Annotated in this window: 23 protein-coding genes; 14 read left to right on the top strand and 9 right to left on the bottom strand. The window is 66.4% G+C overall.

What is annotated here, in order from left to right; translation table 11 throughout:
* The first annotated feature begins 34 nt into the window (after positions 1-34).
* A complete protein-coding gene (locus J2X50_RS13485) occupies positions 35-1,543 on the top strand; it encodes an acetyl-CoA hydrolase/transferase family protein (protein WP_429095675.1) in 1,509 nt (502 codons plus the stop codon).
* Here the strand turns inward: J2X50_RS13485 and J2X50_RS13490 are convergent, their stop codons facing one another.
* Positions 1,544-2,317 carry an IclR family transcriptional regulator domain-containing protein gene (locus J2X50_RS13490; protein ID WP_429095678.1) on the bottom strand — a complete coding sequence of 258 codons (774 nt, stop codon included), beginning with the start codon at positions 2,315-2,317 and terminating at the stop codon, positions 1,544-1,546. It abuts the gene before it with no gap.
* Positions 2,318-2,446: 129 nt separating this feature from the next.
* Here J2X50_RS13490 and J2X50_RS13495 point away from each other — a divergent pair, with 129 nt between their 5' ends.
* Genes J2X50_RS13495 through pcaF form a run of 3 tightly spaced genes read left to right on the top strand, consistent with a single transcriptional unit; the run spans position 2,447 to position 5,308 of the window.
* Positions 2,447-3,304 carry a CoA transferase subunit A gene (locus J2X50_RS13495; protein WP_429095680.1) on the top strand — a complete coding sequence of 286 codons (858 nt, stop codon included), beginning with the start codon at positions 2,447-2,449 and terminating at the stop codon, positions 3,302-3,304.
* Positions 3,301-4,110: a CoA-transferase subunit beta gene (locus tag J2X50_RS13500; RefSeq protein WP_429095682.1), complete on the top strand. Its 810-nt coding sequence runs from the start codon at positions 3,301-3,303 to the stop codon at positions 4,108-4,110. Before J2X50_RS13495 ends, J2X50_RS13500 begins: the two co-directional genes overlap by 4 nt.
* Entirely contained in the window at positions 4,103-5,308 is a 1,206-nt protein-coding gene (gene pcaF, locus J2X50_RS13505) for a 3-oxoadipyl-CoA thiolase (protein WP_429095684.1), read from the top strand. Before J2X50_RS13500 ends, pcaF begins: the two co-directional genes overlap by 8 nt.
* Before the next feature lie 69 nt (positions 5,309-5,377).
* On the opposite strand, the gene J2X50_RS13510 is transcribed toward pcaF, so the two are convergent.
* Complete coding sequence (locus tag J2X50_RS13510) at positions 5,378-6,229, bottom strand: sulfite exporter TauE/SafE family protein (RefSeq protein WP_429095687.1); 852 nt, start codon at positions 6,227-6,229, stop codon at positions 5,378-5,380.
* A gap of 276 nt (positions 6,230-6,505) precedes the next feature.
* Between J2X50_RS13510 and modA the strand changes: the two genes are divergently transcribed.
* The 4 genes from modA (at position 6,506) to J2X50_RS13530 (ending at position 9,584) form a co-directional block, all read left to right on the top strand.
* Positions 6,506-7,312 carry a molybdate ABC transporter substrate-binding protein gene (gene modA, locus J2X50_RS13515; RefSeq protein ID WP_429095905.1) on the top strand — a complete coding sequence of 269 codons (807 nt, stop codon included), beginning with the start codon at positions 6,506-6,508 and terminating at the stop codon, positions 7,310-7,312.
* Between the two features lie 110 nt (positions 7,313-7,422).
* Positions 7,423-8,118 carry a molybdate ABC transporter permease subunit gene (gene modB, locus J2X50_RS13520; RefSeq protein ID WP_429095690.1) on the top strand — a complete coding sequence of 232 codons (696 nt, stop codon included), beginning with the start codon at positions 7,423-7,425 and terminating at the stop codon, positions 8,116-8,118.
* The gene (modC, locus tag J2X50_RS13525) at positions 8,115-9,230 is read left to right on the top strand and encodes a molybdenum ABC transporter ATP-binding protein (protein ID WP_429095693.1); all 1,116 of its coding nucleotides are present in this window, start codon (positions 8,115-8,117) and stop codon (positions 9,228-9,230) included. Before modB ends, modC begins: the two co-directional genes overlap by 4 nt.
* A 12-nt stretch (positions 9,231-9,242) precedes the next feature.
* Positions 9,243-9,584 carry a winged helix-turn-helix domain-containing protein gene (locus J2X50_RS13530; protein ID WP_429095696.1) on the top strand — a complete coding sequence of 114 codons (342 nt, stop codon included), beginning with the start codon at positions 9,243-9,245 and terminating at the stop codon, positions 9,582-9,584.
* On the opposite strand, the gene proC is transcribed toward J2X50_RS13530, so the two are convergent.
* Entirely contained in the window at positions 9,585-10,400 is an 816-nt protein-coding gene (gene proC, locus J2X50_RS13535) for a pyrroline-5-carboxylate reductase (RefSeq protein ID WP_429095699.1), read from the bottom strand.
* A gap of 64 nt (positions 10,401-10,464) precedes the next feature.
* Positions 10,465-11,577: a metallophosphoesterase gene (locus J2X50_RS13540; RefSeq protein ID WP_429095702.1), complete on the bottom strand. Its 1,113-nt coding sequence runs from the start codon at positions 11,575-11,577 to the stop codon at positions 10,465-10,467.
* A 191-nt stretch (positions 11,578-11,768) separates the two neighbouring features.
* Between J2X50_RS13540 and J2X50_RS13545 the strand changes: the two genes are divergently transcribed.
* The 6 genes from J2X50_RS13545 to J2X50_RS13570 all read left to right on the top strand — a co-directional run bounded on the left by J2X50_RS13545 (position 11,769) and on the right by J2X50_RS13570 (position 19,974).
* Complete coding sequence (locus J2X50_RS13545) at positions 11,769-13,928, top strand: GumC family protein (protein WP_429095704.1); 2,160 nt, start codon at positions 11,769-11,771, stop codon at positions 13,926-13,928.
* A gap of 109 nt (positions 13,929-14,037) precedes the next feature.
* Positions 14,038-14,934: a bifunctional methylenetetrahydrofolate dehydrogenase/methenyltetrahydrofolate cyclohydrolase FolD gene (folD, locus tag J2X50_RS13550; protein ID WP_429095706.1), complete on the top strand. Its 897-nt coding sequence runs from the start codon at positions 14,038-14,040 to the stop codon at positions 14,932-14,934.
* Between the two features lie 65 nt (positions 14,935-14,999).
* A complete protein-coding gene (locus tag J2X50_RS13555; protein ID WP_429095708.1) occupies positions 15,000-15,962 on the top strand; it encodes a GlxA family transcriptional regulator in 963 nt (320 codons plus the stop codon).
* A 75-nt stretch (positions 15,963-16,037) separates the two neighbouring features.
* Positions 16,038-17,687, top strand: coding sequence for a vWA domain-containing protein (locus tag J2X50_RS13560; protein WP_429095711.1), 1,650 nt, complete (start codon positions 16,038-16,040; stop codon positions 17,685-17,687).
* Between the two features lie 316 nt (positions 17,688-18,003).
* A complete protein-coding gene (locus J2X50_RS13565) occupies positions 18,004-19,533 on the top strand; it encodes an ABC-F family ATP-binding cassette domain-containing protein (protein ID WP_429095713.1) in 1,530 nt (509 codons plus the stop codon).
* A gap of 90 nt (positions 19,534-19,623) precedes the next feature.
* A complete protein-coding gene (locus J2X50_RS13570; RefSeq protein ID WP_429095716.1) occupies positions 19,624-19,974 on the top strand; it encodes an MliC family protein in 351 nt (116 codons plus the stop codon).
* Between the two features lie 7 nt (positions 19,975-19,981).
* On the opposite strand, the gene J2X50_RS13575 is transcribed toward J2X50_RS13570, so the two are convergent.
* The 5 genes from J2X50_RS13575 to zwf all read right to left on the bottom strand — a co-directional run bounded on the left by J2X50_RS13575 (position 19,982) and on the right by zwf (position 24,832).
* Positions 19,982-20,380 carry a type II toxin-antitoxin system VapC family toxin gene (locus J2X50_RS13575; protein ID WP_429095719.1) on the bottom strand — a complete coding sequence of 133 codons (399 nt, stop codon included), beginning with the start codon at positions 20,378-20,380 and terminating at the stop codon, positions 19,982-19,984.
* Complete coding sequence (locus tag J2X50_RS13580) at positions 20,377-20,628, bottom strand: AbrB/MazE/SpoVT family DNA-binding domain-containing protein (protein ID WP_347964477.1); 252 nt, start codon at positions 20,626-20,628, stop codon at positions 20,377-20,379. Before J2X50_RS13580 ends, J2X50_RS13575 begins: the two co-directional genes overlap by 4 nt.
* Before the next feature lie 53 nt (positions 20,629-20,681).
* Positions 20,682-22,505, bottom strand: a complete 1,824-nt coding sequence (gene edd, locus J2X50_RS13585) for a phosphogluconate dehydratase (protein ID WP_429095722.1) — start codon at positions 22,503-22,505, stop codon at positions 20,682-20,684.
* 157 nt (positions 22,506-22,662) lie between these two features.
* Positions 22,663-23,358 carry a 6-phosphogluconolactonase gene (pgl, locus tag J2X50_RS13590; protein ID WP_429095724.1) on the bottom strand — a complete coding sequence of 232 codons (696 nt, stop codon included), beginning with the start codon at positions 23,356-23,358 and terminating at the stop codon, positions 22,663-22,665.
* Positions 23,359-23,362: 4 nt separating this feature from the next.
* On the bottom strand, positions 23,363-24,832 hold the full coding sequence (zwf, locus tag J2X50_RS13595) for a glucose-6-phosphate dehydrogenase (RefSeq protein ID WP_429095726.1): 1,470 nt from the start codon (positions 24,830-24,832) through the stop codon (positions 23,363-23,365).
* Between the last annotated feature and the right edge of the window lie 249 nt (positions 24,833-25,081).

Below are 25,081 nucleotides of genomic sequence, written 5' to 3' on the forward strand. Positions count from 1 at the left end.
GAGAGGGCGAAACGACAAGCGCTGGAGAGGCGACATGGCACGGATCGGCTGCGAGAGCTTGCGTTCGAAGGTGATGACCGCCGAGGAGGCGGCGTCCCTGATCAGGCCGGATACCACCGTGGGCATGAGCGGCTTCACCGGCTCTGGCTATCCCAAGACCGTGCCCGTGGCGCTCGCCGCCCGCATCGAGGCCGAGCACGCCAGGGGCAATCCGTTCAGTCTGCGCGTCTGGACCGGCGCTTCGACGGGGCCTGAACTCGACGGGGCGCTGGCCAAGGCCGACGGCATCGAGTTCCGCCTTCCCTACAATTCCGACCCGATCGCCCGCGACAAGATCAACCGCGGCGAGATGGAATATTTCGACATGCATCTGAGCCAGGTGGCGCCAGTCGCCTGGCAGGGCTTTCTCGGCCCGCTCGACACGGCTGTCGTCGAAGTCTCGGCCATCCGGCCCGACGGCTCGCTGGTGCCGTCGTCGTCGGTCGGCAACAACAAGACTTGGCTCGACCGTGCCGAGCAGGTGATCCTCGAGGTGAACCGCTGGCAGAATGCCGAGCTCGAGGGCATGCACGATATCTACTACGGCACGGCGCTGCCGCCGCATCGCGTGCCGATCCCGCTGGTCAAGGCCGACGACCGCATCGGCGAGGCCTATTTCCGCTGCGACCCCGCAAAGATCGTGGCGATCGTCGAGACCGACGCGCCCGATCGCAACCAGCCGTTTTCCAAGCCCGACGAGACAGCCCATGCGATCGCCGGCCATCTGCTCGAATTCTTCGCCCATGAGGTGAACAAGGGCAGGCTGCCGGCGTCGCTGCTGCCGATCCAGTCGGGAGTCGGCAACATCGCCAATGCGGTGCTGACCGGGCTCGTCGACGGCCCGTTCGAGAACATGACCGCCTTCACCGAGGTCATCCAGGACGGCATGCTCGACCTGATCGACTCGGGCAAGCTACGCATGGCCTCCGCCACTGCTTTTTCGCTGAGCCCGGAAGCCGCGGCCAGCCTAAACGCCGACATGGGCCGCTACCGCGACAAGATGATCCTGCGCCCCCAGGAGATCAGCAATCATCCCGAACTGATCCGCCGGCTCGGCTGCATCGCCATGAACGGCCTGATCGAGGCCGACATCTACGGCAACGTCAACTCGACTCACATCATGGGGTCGCGCATCCAGAACGGCATCGGCGGTTCCGGCGACTTCGCCCGCAACGCCTATGTGTCGATCTTCATGACACCATCGACGGCCAAGGGCGGCAAGATCTCGGCCATCGTGCCGCAGGCGAGCCATGTCGATCACATCAACCAGGACGTCCAGGTGCTGGTCACCGAGCAGGGGCTTGCGGACCTGCGCGGCCTGTCGCCCAAACAGCGCGCGCGGCTAATCATCGACAACTGCGCCCATCCGGACTATCGCCCGGCGCTGGCCGACTATTTCGAGCGGGCGCTGAAGCATTCCTACGGCCTGCAGTCGCCGTCGCTGCTCAGCGAGGCGCTGTCCTGGCACCAGCGCTATGTCGAAACCGGCTCGATGCGCCCCTGATCACTGCCCGACGAAGAAGTCGCTGATCCGTGCCGCGGTCTGTTTCAGGATCGGCAGGATCTCCGCCTCCATTTCCGTCGGCGTGTGGCGCGTCGACTGCGTCGAAACGTTGACTGCCGCGACGATCGCGCCCGAGCGATCGCGCAGGGGCACGGCGATCGACCGCAGGCCGATTTCCAGTTCCTCGTCGACCAGGGCGTAGCCGTTCGTCCGCACCGAGGCGATGATCTCGCTGAGCTTCGCCACGTCGGTGACGGTCTTCGGCGTGCGCCGCTCCAGTGCCGCGCGCGCCAGGAAGGCCCCGAGATCCGGCTCGGAAAGTCCCGACAGCAGTACCCGGCCCATGGCGGTGCAGAAGGCGGGCAGGTGGGCGCCGACCTGCAGGTCGACGGCGATGATGCGCGGCCCTGGCACGCGCGCGACATAGACCATGTCCTCGCCCGAGAGGATCGCGGCCGAGCAGGACTCGTGCAGCTTGGCGGCCGTTTCCTTCATGAAGGGTTCGGCGAAGGTCCATAGCGGCACGCCGTGCAGCCAGATGCGCGCCTGCGCCAAGAGCCTAGGCGACAGCGAGAAGTTGCGGCCGGCCTGAACGGCGTAGCCGGTTGCCGTAAGCGTCAGCAGGAAGCGGCGTGCGCCGGCGCGCGTCAGCCCGGCCTTCTCGGCCGTTTCGGTGAGCGTCAGTCCGCGCGGATTGGCCGCCAGGATCTCCATCACGGCCAGGCCGCGCTCAAGCGAGGTGACGTGGTCTCGCCCATTCTCATCGTCGCGCATGGCGGCATTCCCCGAAAACCGGCTGGGCAGAGCCTCGTTCTTGACTCTGCGGCAATCTTGCTCCAAGAATGTATCGCATAGAAAACAAATGTTCGCAATACGAACTTTTGACCATTGGGACGAAACGCGATGACCAAATTCCTCCCCTTGTCGAGGGCGGTCGCCGAAAACCTCGGCAACGGCGACACCGTGGCCTTCGAAGGCTTTACGCATCTCATTCCCACGGCCGCCGCGCATGAGGCGATCCGACAGGGCTTCAAGGATCTGACGCTGGTGCGCATGACGCCGGACCTGATCTACGACCAGATGATCGGCATGGGCATGGCGAAGAAGGCGATCTTCTCCTATGCCGGCAATCCCGGCGTCGGCCTGCTGCGCCGCCTGCGCGACGCCGTCGAGAACGGCTTTCCGCACGCCCTCGAGATCGAGGAGCACAGCCATGCCGCCATGGCCAACGCCTATGAGGCGGGGGCGGCCGGTCTGCCTTGCGCCATCTTCCGCGGCTATCGCGGCGCCGAACTCGCAAGGGTCAACCCGAACATCAAGTCGGTGACGTGCCCGTTCACCGGCGAGGTGCTGGCGGCGGTGCCGGCGGTTCGCCCCGACGTCACCTTCATCCATGCCCAGAAGGCCAACAGGAAGGGCGACGTGCTGGTCGAAGGCATCATCGGCATCCAGAAGGAGGCGGCCCTTGCCGCCAGGCGCGCGGTGGTGACCGTCGAGGAGGTGGTCGACGATTTCGACGACCTGCACCCGAACCTGACGGTGCTGCCCAGCTGGTCGGTGACGGCGATCTCGGTGGTGCCGGGCGGGGCGCACCCGTCCTACGCCCATGGCTACTACGTTCGCGACAACGCCGCCTATCTCGAATGGGACGAGATCGCCGCCGACCGCGACCGCTTCGCCGCATGGATGCAGAAGAACGTCATCGAAAAGACCGCCGACGACTTTGCCGGGCGCGTCGAACACCTGAGGAACGCGGCATGAGCGAGCTCGGCTTCACCCCCAATGAAATGATGACGATCGCCGCTTCGCGCGCGCTCAAGAACGACGACGTCTGCTTCGTCGGCATCGGCGCGCCCTCGGCCGCCTGCAACGTCGCGCGGCTGACGCATGCGCCCGACATCACGCTGATCTACGAATCCGGCACCATCGGCACGGCACCCGACGTGCTGCCGCTGTCGATCGGCGACGGCGAATTGTGCGACACCGCCGTCACCACCGTCTCGGTGCCGGAGATGTTCCGCTACTGGCTGCAGGGAGGCCGTATTTCCATCGGCTTCCTGGGGGCTGCCCAGCTCGACAAGTTCGGCAACATCAACACCACCGTCATCGGCGACTACGCCCATCCGAAGACCCGCCTGCCGGGCGGCGGCGGCGCGCCGGAGATCGCGACCTCCTCGAAGGAGATCTACATCACCATGGCGCAGTCCAAGCGCGGCATGGTCGAGAAGATCGACTTCTACACCTCCTTCGGCCATGGCGAGGGCGGCGACCACCGCCGGCGCCTCGGCATTGACACCAAGGGGCCGACACTGCTGATCACCGACCTGGCGATCTGGAAGCCGGACCCGGTGACCAAGGAATTCACGGTCGTTTCGCTGCATCCCGGCGTCACCCGCGACAAGGTCCAGGAGACCTGCGGCTGGACGGTGAAATTCGCCGATACGCTGGAGGAAACGCCAGTGCCGACACAGTTGGAATTGCAGACGCTGCGTGATCTAAAGGCGCGCACCGACGCCGCCCACAAGGGCGAGGCAGTTTCCGCCAAGAGAGGATCCAAGGATGGCTGAAGCCTTCATCTGCGACTACATCCGCACCCCCATCGGCCGTTTCGGCGGCGTACTGTCGTCGGTCCGCGCCGACGACCTTGGCGCGGTGCCGCTCAAGGCGCTCCTGGAACGCAACGCCTCGGTGGACTGGGCGGCCGTCGACGACGTCGTCTTCGGCTGTGCCAACCAGGCCGGCGAGGACAACCGCAATGTCGCGCGCATGTCGCTGCTTCTGGCCGGACTGCCGGTCGAGGTGCCGGGCACGACCATCAACCGGCTCTGCGGCTCGGGCATGGACGCGCTGATCTATGCCGCCCGTTCGATCAAGGCCGGCGAGGCCGAGCTGATGATCGCCGGCGGCGTCGAAAGCATGAGCCGCGCGCCGTTCGTCATGCCCAAGGCGGAGACCGCCTTCTCGCGCCATGCCGAGATCCACGACACGACCATCGGCTGGCGTTTCGTCAATCCTGTCATGAAGAAGCAGTACGGCGTCGATTCGATGCCCGAGACCGGCGAGAACGTCGCCGAGGACTTCTCCGTCAGCCGCGCCGACCAGGACGCCTTTGCCGTGCGCAGCCAGAACAAGGCGGTTGCGGCACAGGAGAGCGGCCGGCTGGGTAAGGAGATCACCCCTGTGACGATCCCGCAGCGCAAGGGCGACCCGATCGTCGTCGCCAAGGACGAGCATCCGCGCGCCGGCACCACCATCGAGACGCTGGCCAAGCTGCCGACGCCGTTCCGCCCGGGCGGCACGGTGACGGCCGGCAATGCCTCGGGCGTCAACGACGGGGCGGCGGCACTGATCGTCGCTTCGGCGGCGGCGGTGAGGAAATATGGCCTGACCCCGATCGCCCGCGTCCTGGGCGGCGCCTCGGCGGGTGTCGCGCCGCGCGTCATGGGCATCGGCCCCGCGCCGGCGACGAAGAAGCTGTGCGCGCGGCTCGGCATCCAGCCGTCCGCCTTCGACGTGATCGAACTCAACGAAGCATTCGCCTCCCAAGGCATCGCCGTGCTCCGTGAACTCGGCATTGCCGAGGACGCGGAGCACGTGAACCCGAACGGCGGCGCGATCGCGCTTGGCCATCCGCTTGGCATGTCGGGCGCCCGCATCGCCGGCACGGCGGCGCTGGAGCTCAACCTGCGCGGCGGCAGGCTGGCGCTTGCCACCATGTGCATCGGGGTCGGGCAGGGCATCGCTGTCGCTCTCGAAAGGGCGTGACCGGCTCATCTTCAAAAATGCGAACGCCCGGCAGTGCCGGGCGTTTTCGTTTGGTGAGACCGGAACCCCTCAGCCGATCAGGCTGAGCAGGAAGCGCAGGCTGATGAGCAGCAGGAAGATGCCGAAGGCGACCTCCAGCTTGCGCTTCGACAGGGCGTGCGCGAGCCTTGCGCCGAGCGGCGCCGTCAGCACGCTGGTGGGCACGAACAGGATCAGGCCGACGAGCGAGACATAGCCGAGCGCGAAGGGGAACTGCAGCGCCGCTACGTCGGGGTACTCGGCCGCGCGCGGCCAGCCGGCATAAATGTAGCCGATCGCGCCGGGGATCGAGATCAGCACGCCGAGGCCCGAGGAGGTCGCCACCGCCTGGTGGATGGGGCGGCCGTAGAAGGTCATGAACAGGTTCGACAATTGGCCGCCGCCGATGCCCATCAGGCTCGACAGCACGCCGATGATCCAGCCGTAGGCGTTCATCACCAGCTTGCCCGGCATGTCGAGGCCGAGCCGCCAGGAATCCTTGCCGAACAGCAACCGGATCGCCGAAATGCCCGCCACCACCACGAACACCGCCTTGAACAGGTCGGCCGGTGCGAAGCGCGCAATCACGCTGCCCATGACGACGCCGACGATGACGGGAACCGCCCATTGCCGGAGGATGGTCATGTCGACCGCGCCCTTGGCGCGGTGGGCGGCATACGAGCGGATCGAGGTCGGGATGATGATGGCGAGCGAGGTGCCGACGCAGAGCGGCATGCGCACCTCTTCGGGCACTCCGACGGCCTGGAACAGCTCATAGAGCACCGGCACGATGACTGCGCCGCCGCCGACGCCGAACACGCCTGCGAGGAGGCCGGTGATGGCGCCTGCTCCGAGCAGGGCGACGGCGAGCCAGATGATCTCGTAGGTGGTGATGCCGGACATTGGGGGAAGCTCTTCTCGGTGTGGCGGCAGGGGGCAAGGGCGCCGGCGCGGTCGCCAAGACTTCCCGATCCCCATGGTAAGCCAGCGACATATGCCATGAACCGGGCGGCCAGTCTCCCTCGGATTGCAGTGCCAAGTGCAGTCGACAACCGTCAAATGGACGACAGATCTTTCTTCGGAAAACCACCTGGTCGGGTAGTTGCCTGCCATGTGTTATATCCGTATGAATATAACGAACTCGGCCGCCGACGGCCGAAAGATTTCGGAGGGATCATGATGTTCACGCGTAGGGGATTTGGCTTGCGGCTCGCCGCGATCGCGGGCGGCCTGGCCGCGGTGCTGTCGTTCGGCCTGCCTTCGGCGCGCGCCGACGGCGACGTCGTGGTGTTTGCGGCGGCAAGCCTCAAGAACGCGCTCGACGCCGTCGACGCGGCCTGGAAGGCCGAGAACGGCAAGGCTGCGACGGCTTCCTATGCGGCGAGCTCGGCGCTGGCCAAGCAGATCGAGGAAGGCGCGCCGGCCGACGTGTTCATCTCCGCCGATCTCGACTGGATGAAGTATCTTGCCGACAAGAAGCTCATCAAGGAAGGCTCCGACGTCAAGCTGCTCGGCAACCGCATCGTGCTCATCGCGCCGAAGGACTCGGCCGCGGCCGTCGAGATCGCGCCCAATTTCGATCTCGCCAAGCTGCTCGGCGACGGCCGCCTCGCGATCGGTGACGTCAAGGCCGTGCCGGCCGGCAAATACGGCAAGGCCGCGCTGGAAAAGCTCGGCGTCTGGTCGTCGGTGGAGGGCAAGCTGGCCCAGGCCGAGAACGTGCGCGCCGCCCTCAAGCTGGTGGCCACCGGCGAGGCGCCGGCAGGCATCGTCTACCAGACCGACGCAACGGCCGAGCCGGGCGTCAAGATCATCGCCACCTTCCCGGAAGAGACGCATCCTCCCATCGTCTACCCGGTGGGCCTGACGGCGGACGCGAAGAACCCGGACGCGGCTGCGTACGTGAAGTATCTTCAGTCCGCCAAGGCAAAGGAGCTTTTCGAAGCGCAGGGTTTCACCATGATCGCTCCGGTGGCTTCCAACTAGACTAGGGAGTGGTTTACCGCTTTCCGGGTAAGCTCACGCCATAGGGGAAACTTGCGTCCCATCCCGCCTGCCGGGGTGGGACAGGCTTTTTGAGGGAATGCGACAAGGGAATGCTGGACCTCACTCCTGACGAATGGAATGCGGTCCGCCTGTCGATCAAGGTCGGGCTGTGGGCGATGGCCGGCAGCCTGCCTTTCGGCATCCTGATTGCGCTTCTGCTGGCGCGCGGAAAGTTCTGGGGCAAGTCGCTGCTCAACGGCGTCGTCCACCTGCCGCTCGTCCTGCCGCCAGTGGTGACCGGCTACCTGCTGCTCCTGAGCTTCGGCCGCCGCGGGCCGATCGGCTCCTTCCTGGCCGAGAATTTCGGCATCGTCTTTTCGTTCCGCTGGACGGGTGCTGCCCTTGCCTGCGCCGTCATGGGCTTTCCGCTCATGGTGCGCGCCATCCGCCTCTCCATCGAATCGGTCGACCGCCGGCTGGAACAGGCCGCAGGCACGCTGGGCGCGAGCCCAATCTGGGTGTTCGCGACGGTGACCCTGCCGCTGATCCTGCCGGGCATCGTCGCCGGCATGATCCTGTCCTTTGCCAAGGCAATGGGCGAATTCGGCGCCACCATCACCTTCGTTTCCAACATTCCCGGCGAAACCCAGACCCTTCCCTCTGCGATCTACACATTCACCCAGGTGCCCGGCGGCGACGCCGGCGCGCTGAGGCTGACGCTGATCTCGGTCGCCATATCGATGCTGGCGCTCGTGGTGTCGGAGATGTTCGCCCGCAAGGTCGGCCAGCGGATGGTCGTGGAATGACGCTCTCCGTCGACATCGGCCACCGCCTCGGCGCGCTGAAGCTCGAAGTCCGGTTCGAGAGTGCCGGGCATCTGACCGCCCTGTTCGGGCCGTCGGGCTCGGGCAAGACCTCGCTCGTCAACCTCGTTGCCGGCCTGATCCGCCCGGATACGGGCCGCATCGTCATCGACGGGCGGACGCTGGTCGACACTGCGTCCCGCACCTTCCTGCCCGCCCACGGGCGACGCGTCGGCTGCGTGTTTCAGGACGCCCGGCTGTTCCCGCATTTGACCGTGCGCTCGAACCTGCTCTACGGCCGCTGGTTCACGCCGCGCGCCGAGCGCTATGCCGAATTCGACCGCGTGGTCGACATGCTCGGCATCGGCCATATCCTGGCGCGACGCCCGGCGCTGCTGTCGGGCGGCGAAAAGCAACGCGTCGCCATCGGACGGGCGCTGCTCGCCAGTCCCCGGCTGTTGCTGATGGACGAGCCGCTGGCTTCGCTGGATGACGCCCGCAAGGCCGAGATCATGCCCTATCTCGAGCGGCTGCGCGACGAGACGAAGGTCCCGATCGTCTATGTCAGCCACTCCGTCGCCGAGGTGGCGCGGCTCGCCACCGACATCGTGGTGATGGCGAACGGCAAGGTCGCCGCCGCCGGCCCGACCACCGACATCATGCAGCGGCTCGACCTGTTGCCGCCGGAGGAAGTGGGCGAGGGCGGTGCCGTGCTCGACATGAAGGTGCTCGGCCACGACGAGGCATTCGGCATGACGGTGCTGGGTACCGCGGCGGGGCAGATGCGCGTGCCGCGGCTCCCGCTCGGCGATGGCGCGACGGTGCGCGTCCGCGTCAGGGCGCGCGACGTGATGATCGCCACCGAACGGCCGCACGGGCTGAGCGCGCTCAACGTCCTGCCGGGACGCATCGTCGAGATCGGCGCGGTCGACGGTGCGCAGGTCGACCTCCGCCTCGACTGCGGCGGCGACATGCTTGTCTCGCGCATCACCCGCCAGTCGCTGGAAACGCTCGGGCTGGCGCCTGGCCGCGACGTCTTCGCGGTGATCAAGACGGTGGCCTTCGACCGCGCCAATCTTTCTAGAGGGACCGGGGCTGTGCTAACCAGCGACTGACTGGAGTAGCCGATGCCGTCGCTGACCTTGCGCCTCTATCTCGATCCCAAGGGCCGCCTCGGCCCCGGCAAGGTCGAGCTTCTCGAACAAATCGCCGCCACCGGCTCGATCTCGGCGGCCGCGCGCGCCATGGAGATGTCCTACAAGCGCGCCTGGGACCTGGTCGAGGAACTCAAGGACATGTTCGGCAAGCCGGTCGTGGAGGCCAAGACCGGCGGCAGGCATGGCGGCGGCGCCGAGTTGACGCCGCTTGGCGCGGAGGTCGTCCGCCGGTTCCGCGACATGGAGCGCGCGGTCAACGAGGCCGCGGCTCCCCACATCCGGGCACTGCAGGCCGAAGCCGACAGGCGTTAGCTATTTTCCGAGTTCGATCGAGCGCAGCCGGGCGGCCTCGACCGCCTCGGTCAGCAGGGTCTTGAGCCTGTCCTCGCCCATCAGCACGGCGAGTGCCGCCGCGGTCGTGCCGTTCGGACTGGTCACCTGCCTGCGCAGCACGGCCGGGTCTTCCCGGCTTTCGGCGGCGAGGCTCGCCGCGCCATAGACGGTCTGCATGGCGAGCAGCCGGGCAGTGTCCCCGGGGAGGCCGGCGCTCTCGGCCGCCGCCGTCAGGCATTCGATGAAGTGGAAGATATAGGCCGGCCCCGAACCCGAAACGGCAGTCACGGCGTCCATCAGGCCCTCGTCGGCGATCGTCGTCACCTCGCCGCTGGCCGACAACAGGTCGCCGACGAAGTCCTTCGCCTGGTCGGTGACGTGATCGTTGGCAAAGACCACCATCATGCCCTTGCCGATCGAGGCCGGCGTGTTGGGCATGCAGCGGACGATCGGGGTGCGTGCGCCGAGGATGTCGACGAAGGTGCCGACCGGCGTGCCGGCGGCGACGCTGACGAAGGTCGTGCGGCCATTGCCGAAACGACGGTAGTCCGAGGTGACTTCGCGGATGACCTGCGGCTTGACCGCGATGACGACGATTTCCGGCGCGGCATCGGCCGGAATGCCGCCGACCTCGGAGGCGACGCGGCTGCCGAGCTCCGCCGCGCGGGCCCTGAGTTCCGCGTTGGGTTCGACCACGAAGGTCTCGCCGGGCGCCAGCTTGCCGGAATTCAGCCAGCCCTTGAGCATGGCGTAGCCCATGTTGCCGCAGCCGGCGAGGATCAGTCTGGTGCTCATTCAATGCCCTCCGAACAACCTGACATAGACCGACTCTCCACCTGGAGGAAGCCCGAATGCCCGCTCAACGTGCATCGTCCAGCCGTTTGGTGAAGGCGTTGGTAAACGTGACGTCGCCACGCGGCCCGGCCTCGGCCAGAACGACGTCGAGGAAGGCGTCTGTCACGCGCGCCAGGGCGAAGCCGCCCATGAAGGCCGCCTTGGGCTTGAACAGGTCGAGGCCGTCGCGCGCGTAGACCATGGGCGTCTCGTGCTGGTGGCCATGGAAGACGCCGATCACGTTGTAGCCCCTGAGCGCCGCCAGCATGGCACGCCGGTCTTCGTCGCTCCACCAGTGCGGCTTGCCGGCGCCGGTGGCGTCGAACGTTCTTGCCGACGGGTCCCATCGCTCGATCGAGAACGTATCCCAGCCATAGTGCTGGAACAGGATCACCGGCCGGCTGTCGCCGGCGTATGTCTGCAGGTCGTTGCCGAGCCAGCCAAGCGCGCCGACTGCTCCCTTGGAGGCATCGCCGGCGAAGCGGTGCAATTGGATAAGGTGCAACCCGCCCCAGTCCCACGAATAGCAGTCCGACAGCGCATCGTAGTTGGCGGCCGGCACCGGCGGCTTGAAGAACACGCTTGGCCGATGGTTTATCTCGACATAGTCGCGCATTTCGCGCCGGTACCAGTCGACATTCGGCGAGGGGCCGTCCTGGTCGAGATCGTGGTTGCCCAGCCCGACATAGACGGGGACATGTACCCGGTCGGGGCCGGCGCCCTCCTGGTAGCGGTGGCTGAACTGCAGGAGCTGCGTGCCTTCCCGCGGCTCCGTCACCTGCCCGCCGCCGTCGTCGGTCATGTCGCCGCCGATGACCAGGCCGAGCGGGCGCCCGATGCGCTGGCCGGCGCTCGCCAGGCCCGTCGGCGCGCCACCGATCTGCACCGGCCATGTGTGCGCCTCGACGGCGTTGAGCGCCGCGATATGCCGGCGCAGGTTCTCGTCCGTCTTGCCTTCCTGCAGGCAATTGGGGCTGAGGCCGCTGGCCATGCGGCAGGCATGGATATCGGCGGCGAAGAGGAACGTCGCGTCGATCTTCGGCCAGTTGGCATTGGCTGCCCGCGCTCCCGTCAGGGAAAACAGGCCCACGCCCATGGTCTGCGCCAGAAATCGACGTCTCGAGATTGGTCGGCTCATGCCCGTACAATGTTCCTCGCCGATGCTGCGATCAAGCTTTCCATCGCGGCGCGCATGACTATGGCCGGCGCGTGATTTGCTTCAATGAACATCGGCCGCCGATCGATTAACCTTTTGTTTCCCATGTCTGTTTAGCGTGGGTTAACGCCCGGGCACCCGATCCGGGCCCATCGTGTTGGAAGCAGCCCCCTATGGCGGACATCGGAGACACTGACGATCGGCAGCCCGCGCGGCGCGCACGCGATGCGTCCGGCAAGCCCCGCGGCGGCTCGCTGCTGTCGGTCACGCCATCAGAGCAGGACGACGGGCAGGACCAGGCCGTCCGCCATCGCTTCGCGCGGTTCCGCCGCGAAGCCGAACGCGCGGCCGAAGCAGACATCGCGTCGTCGGAAGCCGCTCGGGGTGCGGAGCTGGCCGACCGCGAGCCGGAAGCCGCTGCCGATTCGCAAGCGAAGGATTCTGCCGTCGACGGCTGGCGTGGCCGGCTGGCGCGCAGCGTCGCGCCGGTGGCCGAACAGATCGCCGCCATCCAGAACATGCCGCCCCCCCCGGATGCCCCTTCGCTCGAGGAACAGCTGATGCGGGACGACGGCCCGCGCGAGCCGATGCTCGAGCCGATGGCGATCGTGCGCGGGATCGCCCGGTCCAAGCTCCTGATCGCCACGACCACCCTGATCGGCGCGCTGGCCGGCGTTGCCATCGCGCTTTCGACGCCGAAGATGTTCCAGGCGTGGACGGAGATGATCGTCGATCCGCGCAATCTCAAGCTGACCGAACGGGAACTCACCGACAGCGGATTGCCGTGGGATGCCACGCTGACGCTGGTCGAGAACCAGGTGCGCGTGCTGACGTCGGGATCGGTTCTGACCAAGGTCGTCGACCGGCTCGACCTTGCCAACGATCCCGAGTTCAACGGCAAGGGGACCGGCGGGGGTGGCCTCCGGTCGCTCCTGGGCGAGATCATGCCCGGCCGCGAGACGACGCCTGCGGCGAACGGAGCGGACCGTGCCCACGTGCTGGCGGTCAACAACCTCTTCGAGGCGCTGACCATCGAGCGCGGCAACAAGAGTTTCGTCGTCTCGATCGGCGCCAAGACGCAAAGCGCCGAAAAATCCGCGCTCATCGCCAACACGATGACCGAAGTCTTCATGCAGACCAACGCCGAGATGCAGGCGGGGACGGCCGGCCGGGCAACCGAGGAGCTCAATGCCCGGCTGGAGGAACTGCGCAAGGCAGTCGAGGGGGCCGAGCGCAAGGTCGAGGCCTTCAAGGCGGAAAACGACATCATCGATGCCCAGGGCCGCCTGATCACCGACGACGAGATCCAGCGCGTCAACGACCAGCTCACCGCGGCCCGGGCGCGCACGCTCGAACTCAATGCGCGCGCGGCTTCGACGCGTAACGTCAATATCGAGTCGGCGCTGAGCGGCTCGCTGCCGGAGGCAGTGGCCTCGCAGGCGATCACCGAGTTGCGGGCGCAGTATGCGACGCTCACCCAGGAAGCCGACAGGCTGTCGGTGAAGCTGGGCCCCCGCCATCCCGAACGGCTCGCCGTGGAGGCCCAGCTGACCGGCGCGCGCGAACGCATCGCCGCGGAGCTGCGCCGCGTCGCCGCCTCGATCCAGGTGGAACTCCGGCGCGCCGTGCAGACGGAACAGGAACTCGCCGCGCGGCTGGCCCAGCTCAAGGTGCGCCAGGGCGAGGTCAGCAACGAGCTCGTGACGCTGCGCGAGCTCGACCGCGACGTGGCGGCCAAGCGTGCCGTGTACGAATCCTTCCTGCTGCGCGCCCGCGAGACGGGAGAACAGAAGGACATCAACCCGGCCAACATCACGGTCATTTCCCGCGCCAATCCCCCGCTCGAATCGACGGGACCGCGGCGCGCGATCATCGCCGTCGCCGGATCGCTGCTGGGGCTTCTCGCCGGCATCGGCCTGGGCGGCCTGCGCGGTGCCCTCGACGGGCTGCGCGAGACCGCCGATCGTCGCCGTGCCCGCGCGCGGCGACGGGCTGAGGGTCCGTCGCAGGAACGCGTTCCCGGGACGGGCGGCGATGTTCCCGCCGTTGCCGCATCCGCCGAAGCGCCGGCCCGGCCACGGTCTCCCGATGCGGACGACGACGCTCGGCTGGCATCGCCGCGCTCCGACCCTGGCCAGCCCGTGCCGCAGGCGGCGAATGCTGCCGAACACCGCGAAAGCGACCGGCTGCGGTATCAACCGGCCGAACCGTTGGTCTCGCCGTCGTCCGACAGCGCGTCGCGGAGCCAGATCGATGAAATCGGCGAGAGCTTGCGCGAACTGCGCAAGGAGCTGAATCTGCTGCGGGAGCGGCGGGCGCGTCGCTATTTCTGAATTAGACTTCGGTTTCGAGTTTACGGCACCGGACGCCGCATTGGCGGTGTTGCAGGTCGAAAATATGGTGACAATGCCGCCCGAGACCGAAGGCATACGGAGAAAGCCCATGGCAGAGATCATAGACGGCAAGAGTGTAGCGGCCGAGGTGGTCGCGGGCGTCAAGAAGTCCGTTGCCGAACTCGCCGCCAAGGGCATCCAGCCGGGCCTCGCCGTGGTGATCGTCGGCGAGGATCCGGCCAGCCAGGTCTACGTGGCCAACAAGTCGCGCACGGCCAAGGAATGCGGCTTCCATTCGGTCCAGCATACGCTGGCCGCCGAAACCTCGGAGGCCGAGCTGGTTGCCCTGGTCGAACGGCTCAATGCCGATCCGGCGATCCACGGCATATTGGTGCAATTGCCGCTGCCCAGCCACATCGACGCCGGCAGGATCATCCAGACGATCGCGCCGGACAAGGACGTCGACGGCTTCCACTTCGTCAATGTCGGCAAGCTCGCCACCGGCGAGATCGAGACGGCGCTCGTGCCCTGCACGCCCTTCGGCTCGATGCTGCTCATCGAGCGCCGGCACGGCAAGGATCTTTCCGGTCTCAGCGCTGTGGTGGTCGGCCGCTCCAACATCGTCGGCAAGCCGATGGCCAATTTGCTGCTTGCCGCCAATGCCACAGTCACCATCGCCCACAGCCGCACGAAGGACCTGCCGGCGCTCTGCCGGACGGCCGATATCCTGGTTGGCGCGGTGGGAAGACCTGAAATGATCAAGGGCGACTGGGTCAAGCCGGGCGCGACCGTCATCGACGTCGGCATCAACCGCATTCCCGCACCCGAGAAGGGCGAGGGCAAGTCGAAGCTGGTGGGCGATGTCGCCTATGCCGAGGCCGAGCGGGTGGCTGGCGCCATTACCCCGGTTCCGGGCGGTGTCGGCCCCATGACCATCGCCATGCTGATGGCCAACACGCTGGTGTCGGCATCCCGGCACGCGGGCGTGGGCCGTCAGGATTTCTGAGCAGGGACCGCATCTCCCAGCCGGGCGCTGCTTTCCTTTCGACACTTCCTGTAGACTTGGCCGCCATGTCGCATGCCGATCCCGAACGTCGCCAGTTCGCCTTCCTCCTGGTCGACAAATTTTCGATGTTCTCGCTGGTCGCGGCCATCGACACCTGCCGTTCGGCCAACCGCCTGATCGGCCGCGATATCTACAGCTGGACCACGGTCTCCGCGGATGGAGAGGCCGTCATGGCCTCCAACGGCCTGCCGCTCAAGGTCGACTACAGCGTCGCCGACATACCCCCGGTCGACATCCTGTTCGCCTGCGTCGGCGTGGTCACCGAGTTCCCGGGCAAGAGCAAGGTGCTCGGCGCGCTGCGCTCCTGGGGGCGGCGGGGCGGCGCGCTCGGCGCGCTTTCGGTCGGCTCCCAGATCCTGGCCGAGGCTGGCCAGCTCGACGGCTACCGCTGCACCATCCACTGGGAGAACCGCGCCGGCTTCATGGAGAAGTTCCCGGATATCGAGTGCACCAACAACGTCTTCGAGATCGACCGCAAGCGTTACACCTGCGCCGGCGTGACGACCTCGATCGACCTGATGCTGGAGATCATCCGGCGCGACTTCGGCTCCAATCTCGCCAACGAGGTCGCCAACCAGTTCCAGCACGAGCGCATCCGCAACGCAGGCGACCGCCAGCGCGTCGGCCCCGAACGCGACCTGACCGGCAAGTCGGACAAGCTCAAGCGCATCGTCGAGCTGATGGCCGATCACCTCGACGAGCCGCTGTCGGCCGTGCAGCTCGCCAAGACGGCGGGGCTTTCGGTCCGCCAGGTCGAGCGGCTGTTCCTGCGCCATCTCAACGTCACGCCCGGACGCTACTACATGCGGCTGAGGCTCGAGCGCGCCCGCGAACTGCTGCGTCAGACCAATATGCCGATCCTCGACGTGGCGATCGCCACCGGCTTCACCTCGCATTCCTATTTCGCCCAGAGCTACCGCCTCCAGTTCGGCCGGCCGCCGAGCGAGGAACGGAGAACGACCTACTAGGCCGCAGGGTTGTCAGGGCACGCAGGCTTGTTTAGCTTCCGATGAACGGAACATCTGAACCGGCGAGGGGGCAGCATGAAGACGTTCTCACGAGGTGTCCTGACGGCCATGTTCATGCTGTCGGGAGCAGTAGCCGTGCATGCCGCCGAGCGCGCCATCATCGTGCTCGACGCGTCGGGGTCCATGTGGGGCCAGATCGACGGCAAGCCCAAGCTCGAGATCGCCCGCGAGGCGCTGCGCTCGGTGCTGAAGACGGTTCCCGCCGACACCGAGCTCGGGCTCATGGCCTATGGCCACCGCGAAAAGGGCAGCTGCAACGACATCGAGCTGGTGGTGCCGCCGGCGGCCGGTTCTGCTGGTGCCATCACCGCCGCTGCCGACGGCCTGAAGTTCCTGGGCAAGACGCCGCTGACGGCTGCCGTCAAGCAGGCTGCCGAGGACCTCAAATACACGGAGGACAAGGCGACCGTCATTCTCATCACCGACGGGCTCGAGACCTGCAACGCCGATGCCTGCGCACTGGGCAAGGAACTGGAGCAGGCGGGCGTCGACTTCACTGCCCATGTCGTCGGCTTCGGTCTCACGGCGGAAGAGGGCAGGCAGGTGGCGTGCCTGGCGCAGAACACCGGCGGCAAATACATCCAGGCCTCCGACGCCAATGGTCTCGAGGAGGCACTGGTCCAGACGGTGGCGGCGCCCGCGCCGGCTCCCTCTCCCCAGCCGGCGCAAGAGCCGGCCAAGCCGGAGTTCAATTTCGTGCCCTCGGCCGTCCTGTCGGCCGGTGGCGAGAAGCCGCCGATCGACGTTTATTACGAAGTCTTCAAGAAGGACTCGGCAGGCAGCCCGGGCGATCGCGTCGTTTCCGGCTACAACGACTTCAAGGAGAGCATCGAGCCCGGTGACTATGTCGTGCTCGTCCGCAGCGGCGAGGCCAAGTTGGAGGAGCCGCTGACGGTGGAGGCCGGCAAGGTGGCCGAGCCGCAATACGTTCTGAATGCCGGCGTGATCGCTCTACGGGCTCGTCCTTCGCCGAATGCCGAGATCGATGGCGACGCGCAGATCATTATTGACTTCCCTGGCGACGGCGAGTCGTCTGCCAACTACGGTCAGGTGAAGACTGTTGTTCCAGTTGGCGAGAGCAACGTAACGGTCAAGCTGGGTGCAGGCGAGGCCAACGAAACGATCCAGGTCGCGGCCGGCCAGACCATCGACAAGGACATCATCGTCGGCGTCGGCAAGGCCATTGCCAATGCCTTCTATGTGGCCGGCGGCGAGAAGGTCGATTCCGGTGACCTGTCCTGGAAGATATTCAAGGCTGCCAAGAAACTCGACGGTAGCCGCGAGCAGGTGACCTATGGCTATGGGCCCGGGCAGCAGTTCGACCTGCCTGCCGGCGACTATGTGATTGGCGTCGATATGCAAGCGGCGACCGTGGAACAGCCCTTCAGCGTCAAGGTCGGTGAACTGACGGAATTGTCGGTGGCATTGAACGCCGGCGTGCTGGCGATCGAAGCGCCTGGCGCCGACGGCTTCAAGATCTTCGAGGCGAAGAAGAACCTCCAGGGTGAGCGTAAGCAGGTAACCTACGGCTACGGCGAGACCATGCAGACTACCATCGTCGGCGGCGACTATGTGTTGGTCACCAACTTCAAGACGGACAAGCCGGACTCCGAGATGCCCTTCACCGTCAAGGCGGGCGAGCGAACCGAACTCACCGTCCAGTAGGATTGTCTCGCCCCGCCATTGCGGCTATGAAGGCGGCGCAACTCGAAAAGGAAAGGAGGGCTGCGTGATCGAGCATTTCTATCTCCACCGCCAGCGCGGCCCCGTCCACGCCCTGCAAATGCGTTTGCAGGGCTGACCACAGACGAGACGCCAGCCCTACTGAAGCTGTTCTCCTTACCGGTCTGCCCGTCGTGGTGATGCAGCGCTGAGCCTTTTCGCTCGCGCCTGCTTCGTGAAATTCCCACCGGGCCCGATTTCCCCATTCATGCACCTCTGAACGGTGCGGGCGACGGTCCGGACAGGCCAGAGAACGAAAATGGCTTTGATCAATCTGCGGTCGCTCGGCGTCACCATCGGTGCGCCGCTCTTCTCCAACCTCAACCTCTCCGTCGAGCCGGGGGACCGGCTCGGCATCGTCGCGGCCAATGGCCGTGGCAAGTCGACCCTGCTGCGCGCCATCGCCGGCAGCTTCGAGCCGACCTCCGGCGATATCACTCGCTCGCGCGGCCTGCGCGTCGGCTATGTCGAGCAGGACGTCCCGGCGAAGCTGTTGGAGGCCATCTTCTACGAAGCCGTGCTGCAGGCACTGCCCGCCGACCAGGCCGACAGCGAGAGCTGGCGTGTCGACGTCGCGCTCGGCGAATTCGACGTGCCGGAGGAACTGCGCCAGCGTCCGTTGTCGCAGCTCAGCGGTGGCTGGCAGCGGCTTGCGCTTTTGGCGCGCGTCTGGGTGACCGAGCCCGACATGCTGCTGCTCGACGAGCCGACCAACCATCTCGACCTTGCCCGCATCGGCCAGCTGGAGGAATGGCTGAACGCCCTGCCGCGCGACGTGCCGGTGGTGATCTGCAGCCATGACCGTGCCTTCCTCGACGCCGTGACCAACAGGACGTTGTTCCTGAGGCCGGAGAACTCGCAAGCCTTCTCGCTGCCCTATTCACGGGCCCGCGCAGCGCTCGACGAGATCGACGCCTCGGATGCGCGCCGCTTCGAGAAGGACATGAAGACGGCCCAGCAGCTGCGCCGCCAGGCGGCCAAGCTCAACAATATCGGTATCAACTCCGGCAGCGACCTTCTTGTCGTGAAGACCAAGCAGCTGAAGGAGCGGGCGGAGCGCATCGAGGAGACGGCGCGCCCTGCCCATCTGGAACGCTCGGCCGGCTCGATCAGGCTCGCCAACCGCGGCACGCACGCCAAGGTGCTGGTGACGCTCGACGATGCGCCGGTGACGACGCCCGACGGTACGCTGTTGTTCCGGACCGGCAAGCTGTGGATCCGCCAGGGCGACCGCGTCGTCCTGCTCGGCCGCAACGGCACGGGCAAGACGCGGCTGGTCAACATGCTGCGGCGCGCCATCGCCCAGCCCGACGTCGCCGTCGACGGCATCAAGGCGACGCCTTCGCTGGTGCTGGGCTATGGCGACCAGGGCTTGTCCGATCTTGCCGACAAGGACAATCCATTGGACGTCCTGACGCGCCGCTTCGAGCTCGGTGAGCAGCGTGCCCGCACCTTGCTCGCCGGCGCCGGCATGAATGTCGACATGCAGTCGAACCCGATCGGCCGTCTGTCGGGCGGCCAGAAGGCGCGGCTCGGCATGCTGGTGCTGAGGCTCGCCAACCCCAACTTCTACCTGCTCGACGAGCCCACCAACCATCTGGACATCGACGGGCAGGAGACGCTGGAGGCGGAACTGCTGAAGCACGAGGCGAGCTGCCTGCTGGTGTCGCACGACCGCAGCTTCGTCCGCGCCACAGGCAACCGCTTCTGGCAGATCGAGAAGCGCAAGCTCGTCGAGGTGGAGAGCCCGGAGCCCTTCTTCGCCGACGTGGCGCGAAACGGCGCATAGCCTACGGTCTTGTCCATGCCTGCCGCAGCTTCCGCTCCGGCAGGCATGAGCGTCGTGCTACGCCTATGCAAGGATCAATCGGAGACTGCCATGCGCCTGATCTTTACCGCGATCATTCTTGCCGCCGCGACCAGCGCCGCGATGGCCTCGACCGTGACGTTCGAGCTGCCAGGCGAAGTTGCAGTCGAGCGCAACACCGTCGGCTACAAATGCGGCGACCAGGCCGTGAAGGCCGAGTACATCAACGCCGGCACTACCTCGCTCGCGGTGCTGACGCTCGGCGACGATACGGTCGTGACCGTCAACGTGCTCAGCGGCAGCGGCGCCAAATATGCCGGCCAGCAGTATGTCTGGTGGACCAAGGGCGACAACGCCGATCTCTACGACCTGTTCAAGGGTGAGGACGCGCCGGCGGTGTTTTCGTGCGAGGCGGTGAAGTAGGGCACACTCAGGCCAGCAGTTCTGCTTCGATCCCGATCTTCTTGATCAGGCTTGCCGCCTTCTTGTCGAACGTCAGGAAGGTCGATCCGCCTGACTGGGCTCCTTCGAAGGCGATGACGCCATCGGCGAAATCGCCACCGGCCAAAAGCACTGTGAGTCCTGCGTCCGCAGCTGGACGGTTGGTCTCGACGATGCTTGACGAGAGCAATTCCCGCAACGACCCCGCGACCTCTGCAGCGGGGCGCTTGTAGCTCTGCTTCAGCACCCACACGAACTCACAGAGCGTGGTCAGGGGCACGACAATGGCTTCCGCCTTTTCCAGTGCTCGCAGCGCCATGGCGGTCTGGACCTCGTTGTCCATCGTCGCAATCCGCACCAATACGTTTGTGTCGGGCGTAATCTTCACCGCTTGCCGGCCCAGCCATCGCGAATGGCCTGGTTGATCTCCTCGAGGGAGCGGGCAGGCTCGCCAGGTCGATGCAAGCTGCCGACGAAGCCTTTCAACGCGTCCTTCGGCTTGACCGCGCTGAGGCTTGCCTTGCCGTCGGGCAGAACGTCGACGGCAATCTTGTCCCCGGGTTTGACGCCCAGATGCTGAAGCACTTCCTTGCGCAGCGTGACCTGCCCCTTGGCTGTGACGGTCAGAATGGTCATGTTGGACTCCAAACCGAAAAGTAAGGCAGAACTGCCTTACTTTCAAGCCGAGGTCACGCCGTGCCGAAGGCGCTCGCGCCGTGGTCGGCGCGGCCGACCATCTGGCGGAAGCCGGCGAACAGCTCGCGGCCCATGCCGTGTTCGTTCTCCGAGAGGTCGCAGACGGGCTTCGGACGATTGGCCAGTTCGGCTGCCGGCACCAGCACTTCCAATGTGCCGGCTTCGGCGTCGAGCCGGACGATGTCACCGTCGTGGATGCGGCCGATGGAGCCGCCTTCGAGCGCTTCCGGCGTGACGTGGATTGCAGCCGGAACCTTGCCCGAAGCGCCAGACATGCGGCCGTCGGTGACCAGCGCCACCTTGTGGCCGCGGTCCTGCAGGATGCCGAGCACGGTGGTCAGCTTGTGCAGTTCCGGCATGCCGTTGGCCTTGGGGCCCTGGAAGCGGATGACGGCGACGAAGTCGCGGTCGAGCAGGCCGGCCTTGAAGGCGTCGTTGAGGCCCTGCTGGCTGTCGAACACCAGCGCCGGCGCCTCGATGACGCGCCGCTCGGGCTTCACCGCCGAGGTCTTGATGATGGCGTGGCCGAGATTGCCGCCCAGCACCTTGAGCCCGCCGGTCGGCTGGAATGCCTTGGCTGCCGGCGCCAGCACCTTCTCGTCGCCGCTGACCTTGGGCGCCGCCTCGCGCACAACGGAACCATCGGCGCCGAGCTTGGCCTCGACCGCGTAGGGGCGCAGGCCTTCGCCCCACACGGTCTGCACGTCCTCGTGCAGCAGACCGGCGTCGAGCAGTTCGCGGATCAGGAAGCCCATGCCGCCGGCCGCCTGGAAGTGGTTCACGTCGGAAAGCCCGTTCGGGTAGACGCGGGCGAGCAGCGGCACCGTGTCCGACAGGTCGGAAATGTCCTGCCAGGTCAGGCGGATGCCGGCGGCGGCAGCCATGGCGATCAGGTGGATGGTGTGGTTGGTCGAACCGCCCGTGGCATGCAGGCCGACGACCCCGTTGACCACCGAGCGCTCGTCGATCATGCGCCCGACAGGCGTGTAGGCATTGCCGAGCGCTGTGATCGCGAGTGCGCGTTTTGCGGCCTCGCGCGTCAGCGCGTCGCGCAGCGGCGTGCCCGGATTGACGAAGGAGGCGCCCGGCGTGTGCAGGCCCATGATCTCCATCAGCATCTGGTTGGAGTTTGCGGTGCCGTAGAAGGTGCAGGTGCCCGGGCCGTGATACGACTTGGACTCGGCCTGCAGGAGCTCGGCGCGGCCGACCTTGCCTTCGGCATAGAGCTGGCGGACCTTGGCCTTCTCGTCGTTCGGCAGGCCCGACGTCATCGGCCCGGCCGGTACGAAGACCGCAGGCAAGTGGCCGAAGCTCAGTGCCGCGATCACCAGGCCCGGCACGATCTTGTCGCAGACGCCGAGATAGACGGCGGCGTCGAACATGTTGTGGCTGAGGCCGATGGCGGCGGCCATGGCGATCACGTCGCGCGAGAACAGCGACAGTTCCATGCCCGGCTGTCCCTGGGTGACGCCGTCGCACATCGCCGGCACGCCGCCCGCCACCTGGGCGATGCCGCCGGCCTCGCGTGCCGCGTCCTTGATCAGCTGCGGATAGGTCTCGAATGGCTGATGTGCCGACAGCATGTCGTTGTAGGAAGTGATGATGCCGAGGTTCGGCACCTTGTCAGCTCCGAGCGCCGCCTTCTCCGAGGGGCTGCAGACGGCAAAGCCGTGGGCGAGGTTGCCGCAGGACAGCACGCCGCGGTTGGCGGTCTTGCCGGCGGCGGCGTCGACGCCGCCGAGATAGATTTCGCGGCTGACCTTGGAGCGCTCGCGGATGCGCTCGGTGATGGCTTGGATGTCTTTCCTGGCGGTCATGGCCTCAGTCCTTTCAACTCGACGCCCGAATTGGGAGGAGCTTCGGGCTGGCGCATGGACCGGAAGACGGCGCAGCCGATTGCGCCGGACCATGCTCGATTTCGGCATTCAGGGCGCCGCAGATCCCGGGGGATGCGCGACGCGGGGAGGCGCCCGCTCAGGGCGCCCAGTAGTTCTCGGTGGCGTGCGGCGACCGGTCGATCACTGTGCGGATCGGCAGCGGCTTCTCAGCAGCGAGTGCCGCGTCGATCACGCTGCGCTTTTCCGCGCCCTCGATATGCACGACCACCAGCCCGGCGTTGACCAGCGCCGGCAGCGTCAGCGTCAGCCGTGCCTCGCCGGCACTTTCGGAGTGTACCGGCATTACAAGACGGCTCGATGCCGGGTCGAGCAGGGTGTCCAAGCCTTGCGCATCGGGGAAAAACGAAGCCGTGTGGCCATCGCCGCCCATGCCGAGGATCGCTGCGTCGAGTGGCCAGGGGAGGGAGCGAAGGTCGGCGTCGGCAAGGTCCGCGCCCTGTTCGACCGACGAAGCTTCGTGAAACAGCGGCGCAAACCGTGCGGCGGTCGCCTCGTTCTGCAGCAGGCTGGACTTGGCCAGCGCTGCGTTGGAACGCGGCGAGCTCTCCGGCACGAAACGCTCGTCGACCAAGGTCACCGTGACCTTGTTCCAGTCCAGCTTCTCTTTCGACAGTGCGGCGAAGAAGCGGCCCGGCGTCGTGCCACCCGACACGGCGAGGAAAGCCGTGCCGCGGCGGGCGATGGCCGCCTTCAGCGTGTCTGCGACCCTGGCGGCAAGCGCTGCCGCCAGCTCGTCGCGTGTCCCGAACTCGTTCCAGCGGGGGGCTGCCATGGCGTCAGTTGCTCTCATGCCAGGTGCGGCCGTCACGCTCGATCAGGGCGATCGATGCCGACGGGCCCCAGGTGCCGGCCGTGTAGCCCTGCGCTTCCTGGCGGCTCGCCTCCCAGGCATGCTGGATCGGGTCGATCCACTTCCATGCCGCCTCGACCTCGTCGCGGCGCATGAACAGCGTCTGGTTGCCGCGCACCACGTCCATGATCAGGCGCTCATAGGCGTCCGGCGCGCGGCCGTCGAAGGACTGGGCGAAGCTCATGTCGAGCGGGATCTGGCGCAGGCGCATGCCGCCCGGGCCCGGATCCTTGATCATGATGTACTGCTTCACGCCTTCGTCGGGCTGCAGGCGGATGACCAGCTGGTTGTTGAAGATCGGCCCGGCGCTTTCGCCGAAGATCGAGTGCGGGATCGGCTTGAACTCGATGACGATCTCGGAAACGCGCGAAGCCAGCCGCTTGCCGGTGCGCAGGTAGAACGGCACGCCCGCCCAGCGCCAGTTGGCGATCTCCGCCTTGATGGCGACGAAGGTTTCCGTGGTGCTCTCGGCGCCGAGTTCCTCGATATAGCCCTTGACCGGGCCGCCGGCGGAGGCGCCGGCGCGGTACTGGCCGCGCACCGTATGCTTGGGCGCCTCGTTGCCGTTGACGCGCTTCAGCGCGTTCAGCACCTTCAGCTTCTCGTCGCGCACCGCATTGGCCTCCATCGAGGCGGGCGCCTCCATGGCGACGAGGCACAAGAGCTGCAGCATGTGATTCTGCACCATGTCGCGCAGCGCGCCCGCCTTGTCGTAGTAGGTGACGCGGTCTTCCAGGCCGACGGTCTCGGCAACGGTGATCTGCACGTGGTCGATATGCGCCGAGTTCCACAGCGGCTCGTAGAGCGCATTGGCGAAGCGCAGCGCCATCAGGTTCTGCACCGTCTCCTTTCCGAGATAGTGGTCGATGCGGAAGATCTGGTGTTCGCCGAAGTCGTCGCCGATGGTGTCGTTCAGCGCCCTGGCCGATTCGAGATCGCGGCCGATCGGCTTCTCGACGACGATGCGCGAATCCGGAGTGATCAGCTTCTGCTGCTTGAGATTGTCGGAGATGTCACCGAACAGGATCGGCGAGACCGCCAGATAGAAGACGCGGATGCGCTTGCTGTCGGCCAGCGACTTCTTGAGGTCCTCGAAACCCTCGCCGGACTTGGCGTCGACGGTGACGTAGCTCAGGCGGTCGAGGAAGGTCTTGAGCTCCTTCTCCTCGATATATTCCGGCTTGACGTGATCGGAGATCGCCTTCTTGGCGAAGGCGCGGAACTCCTTGTCGTCCATCTTGGTTCGCGAGGCGCCGATGATGCGCGTCGGCTCGGAAAATTGATGGTCGCGCTGGCGGTGATAGAGCGCCGGCAAGAGCTTGCGTTCCGACAGGTCGCCGGTGCCCCCGAAAATGATGAAGTCAAAGGGATCGACGGGGATGATCTGGCTAGTCATGGTCTTTCCGTTTTCCTGACGGTCGTCGCGTCGCCGACCGATATAATCTAATCGATTTAAAAACGCTAGCCCTAAGCCAGCGCCATGGTGTCACAGTTTCGTTTCCGGTTCGGCGTTGCGCTGCCGAGCATAAGCCCTGGGCACCGCAAAATCCAAAGCCGGGAGCACTGGCCCGATCCTTTGCCCGATGCTGCGCGGCGGCAGGCATTGCCGGCTGCATCATCGGCGGCTAGACCGGAGGCGAACAAA

Source organism: Aminobacter sp. BE322, from assembly GCF_050433525.1.
In the GTDB taxonomy this organism is placed as follows: domain Bacteria; phylum Pseudomonadota; class Alphaproteobacteria; order Rhizobiales; family Rhizobiaceae; genus Aminobacter.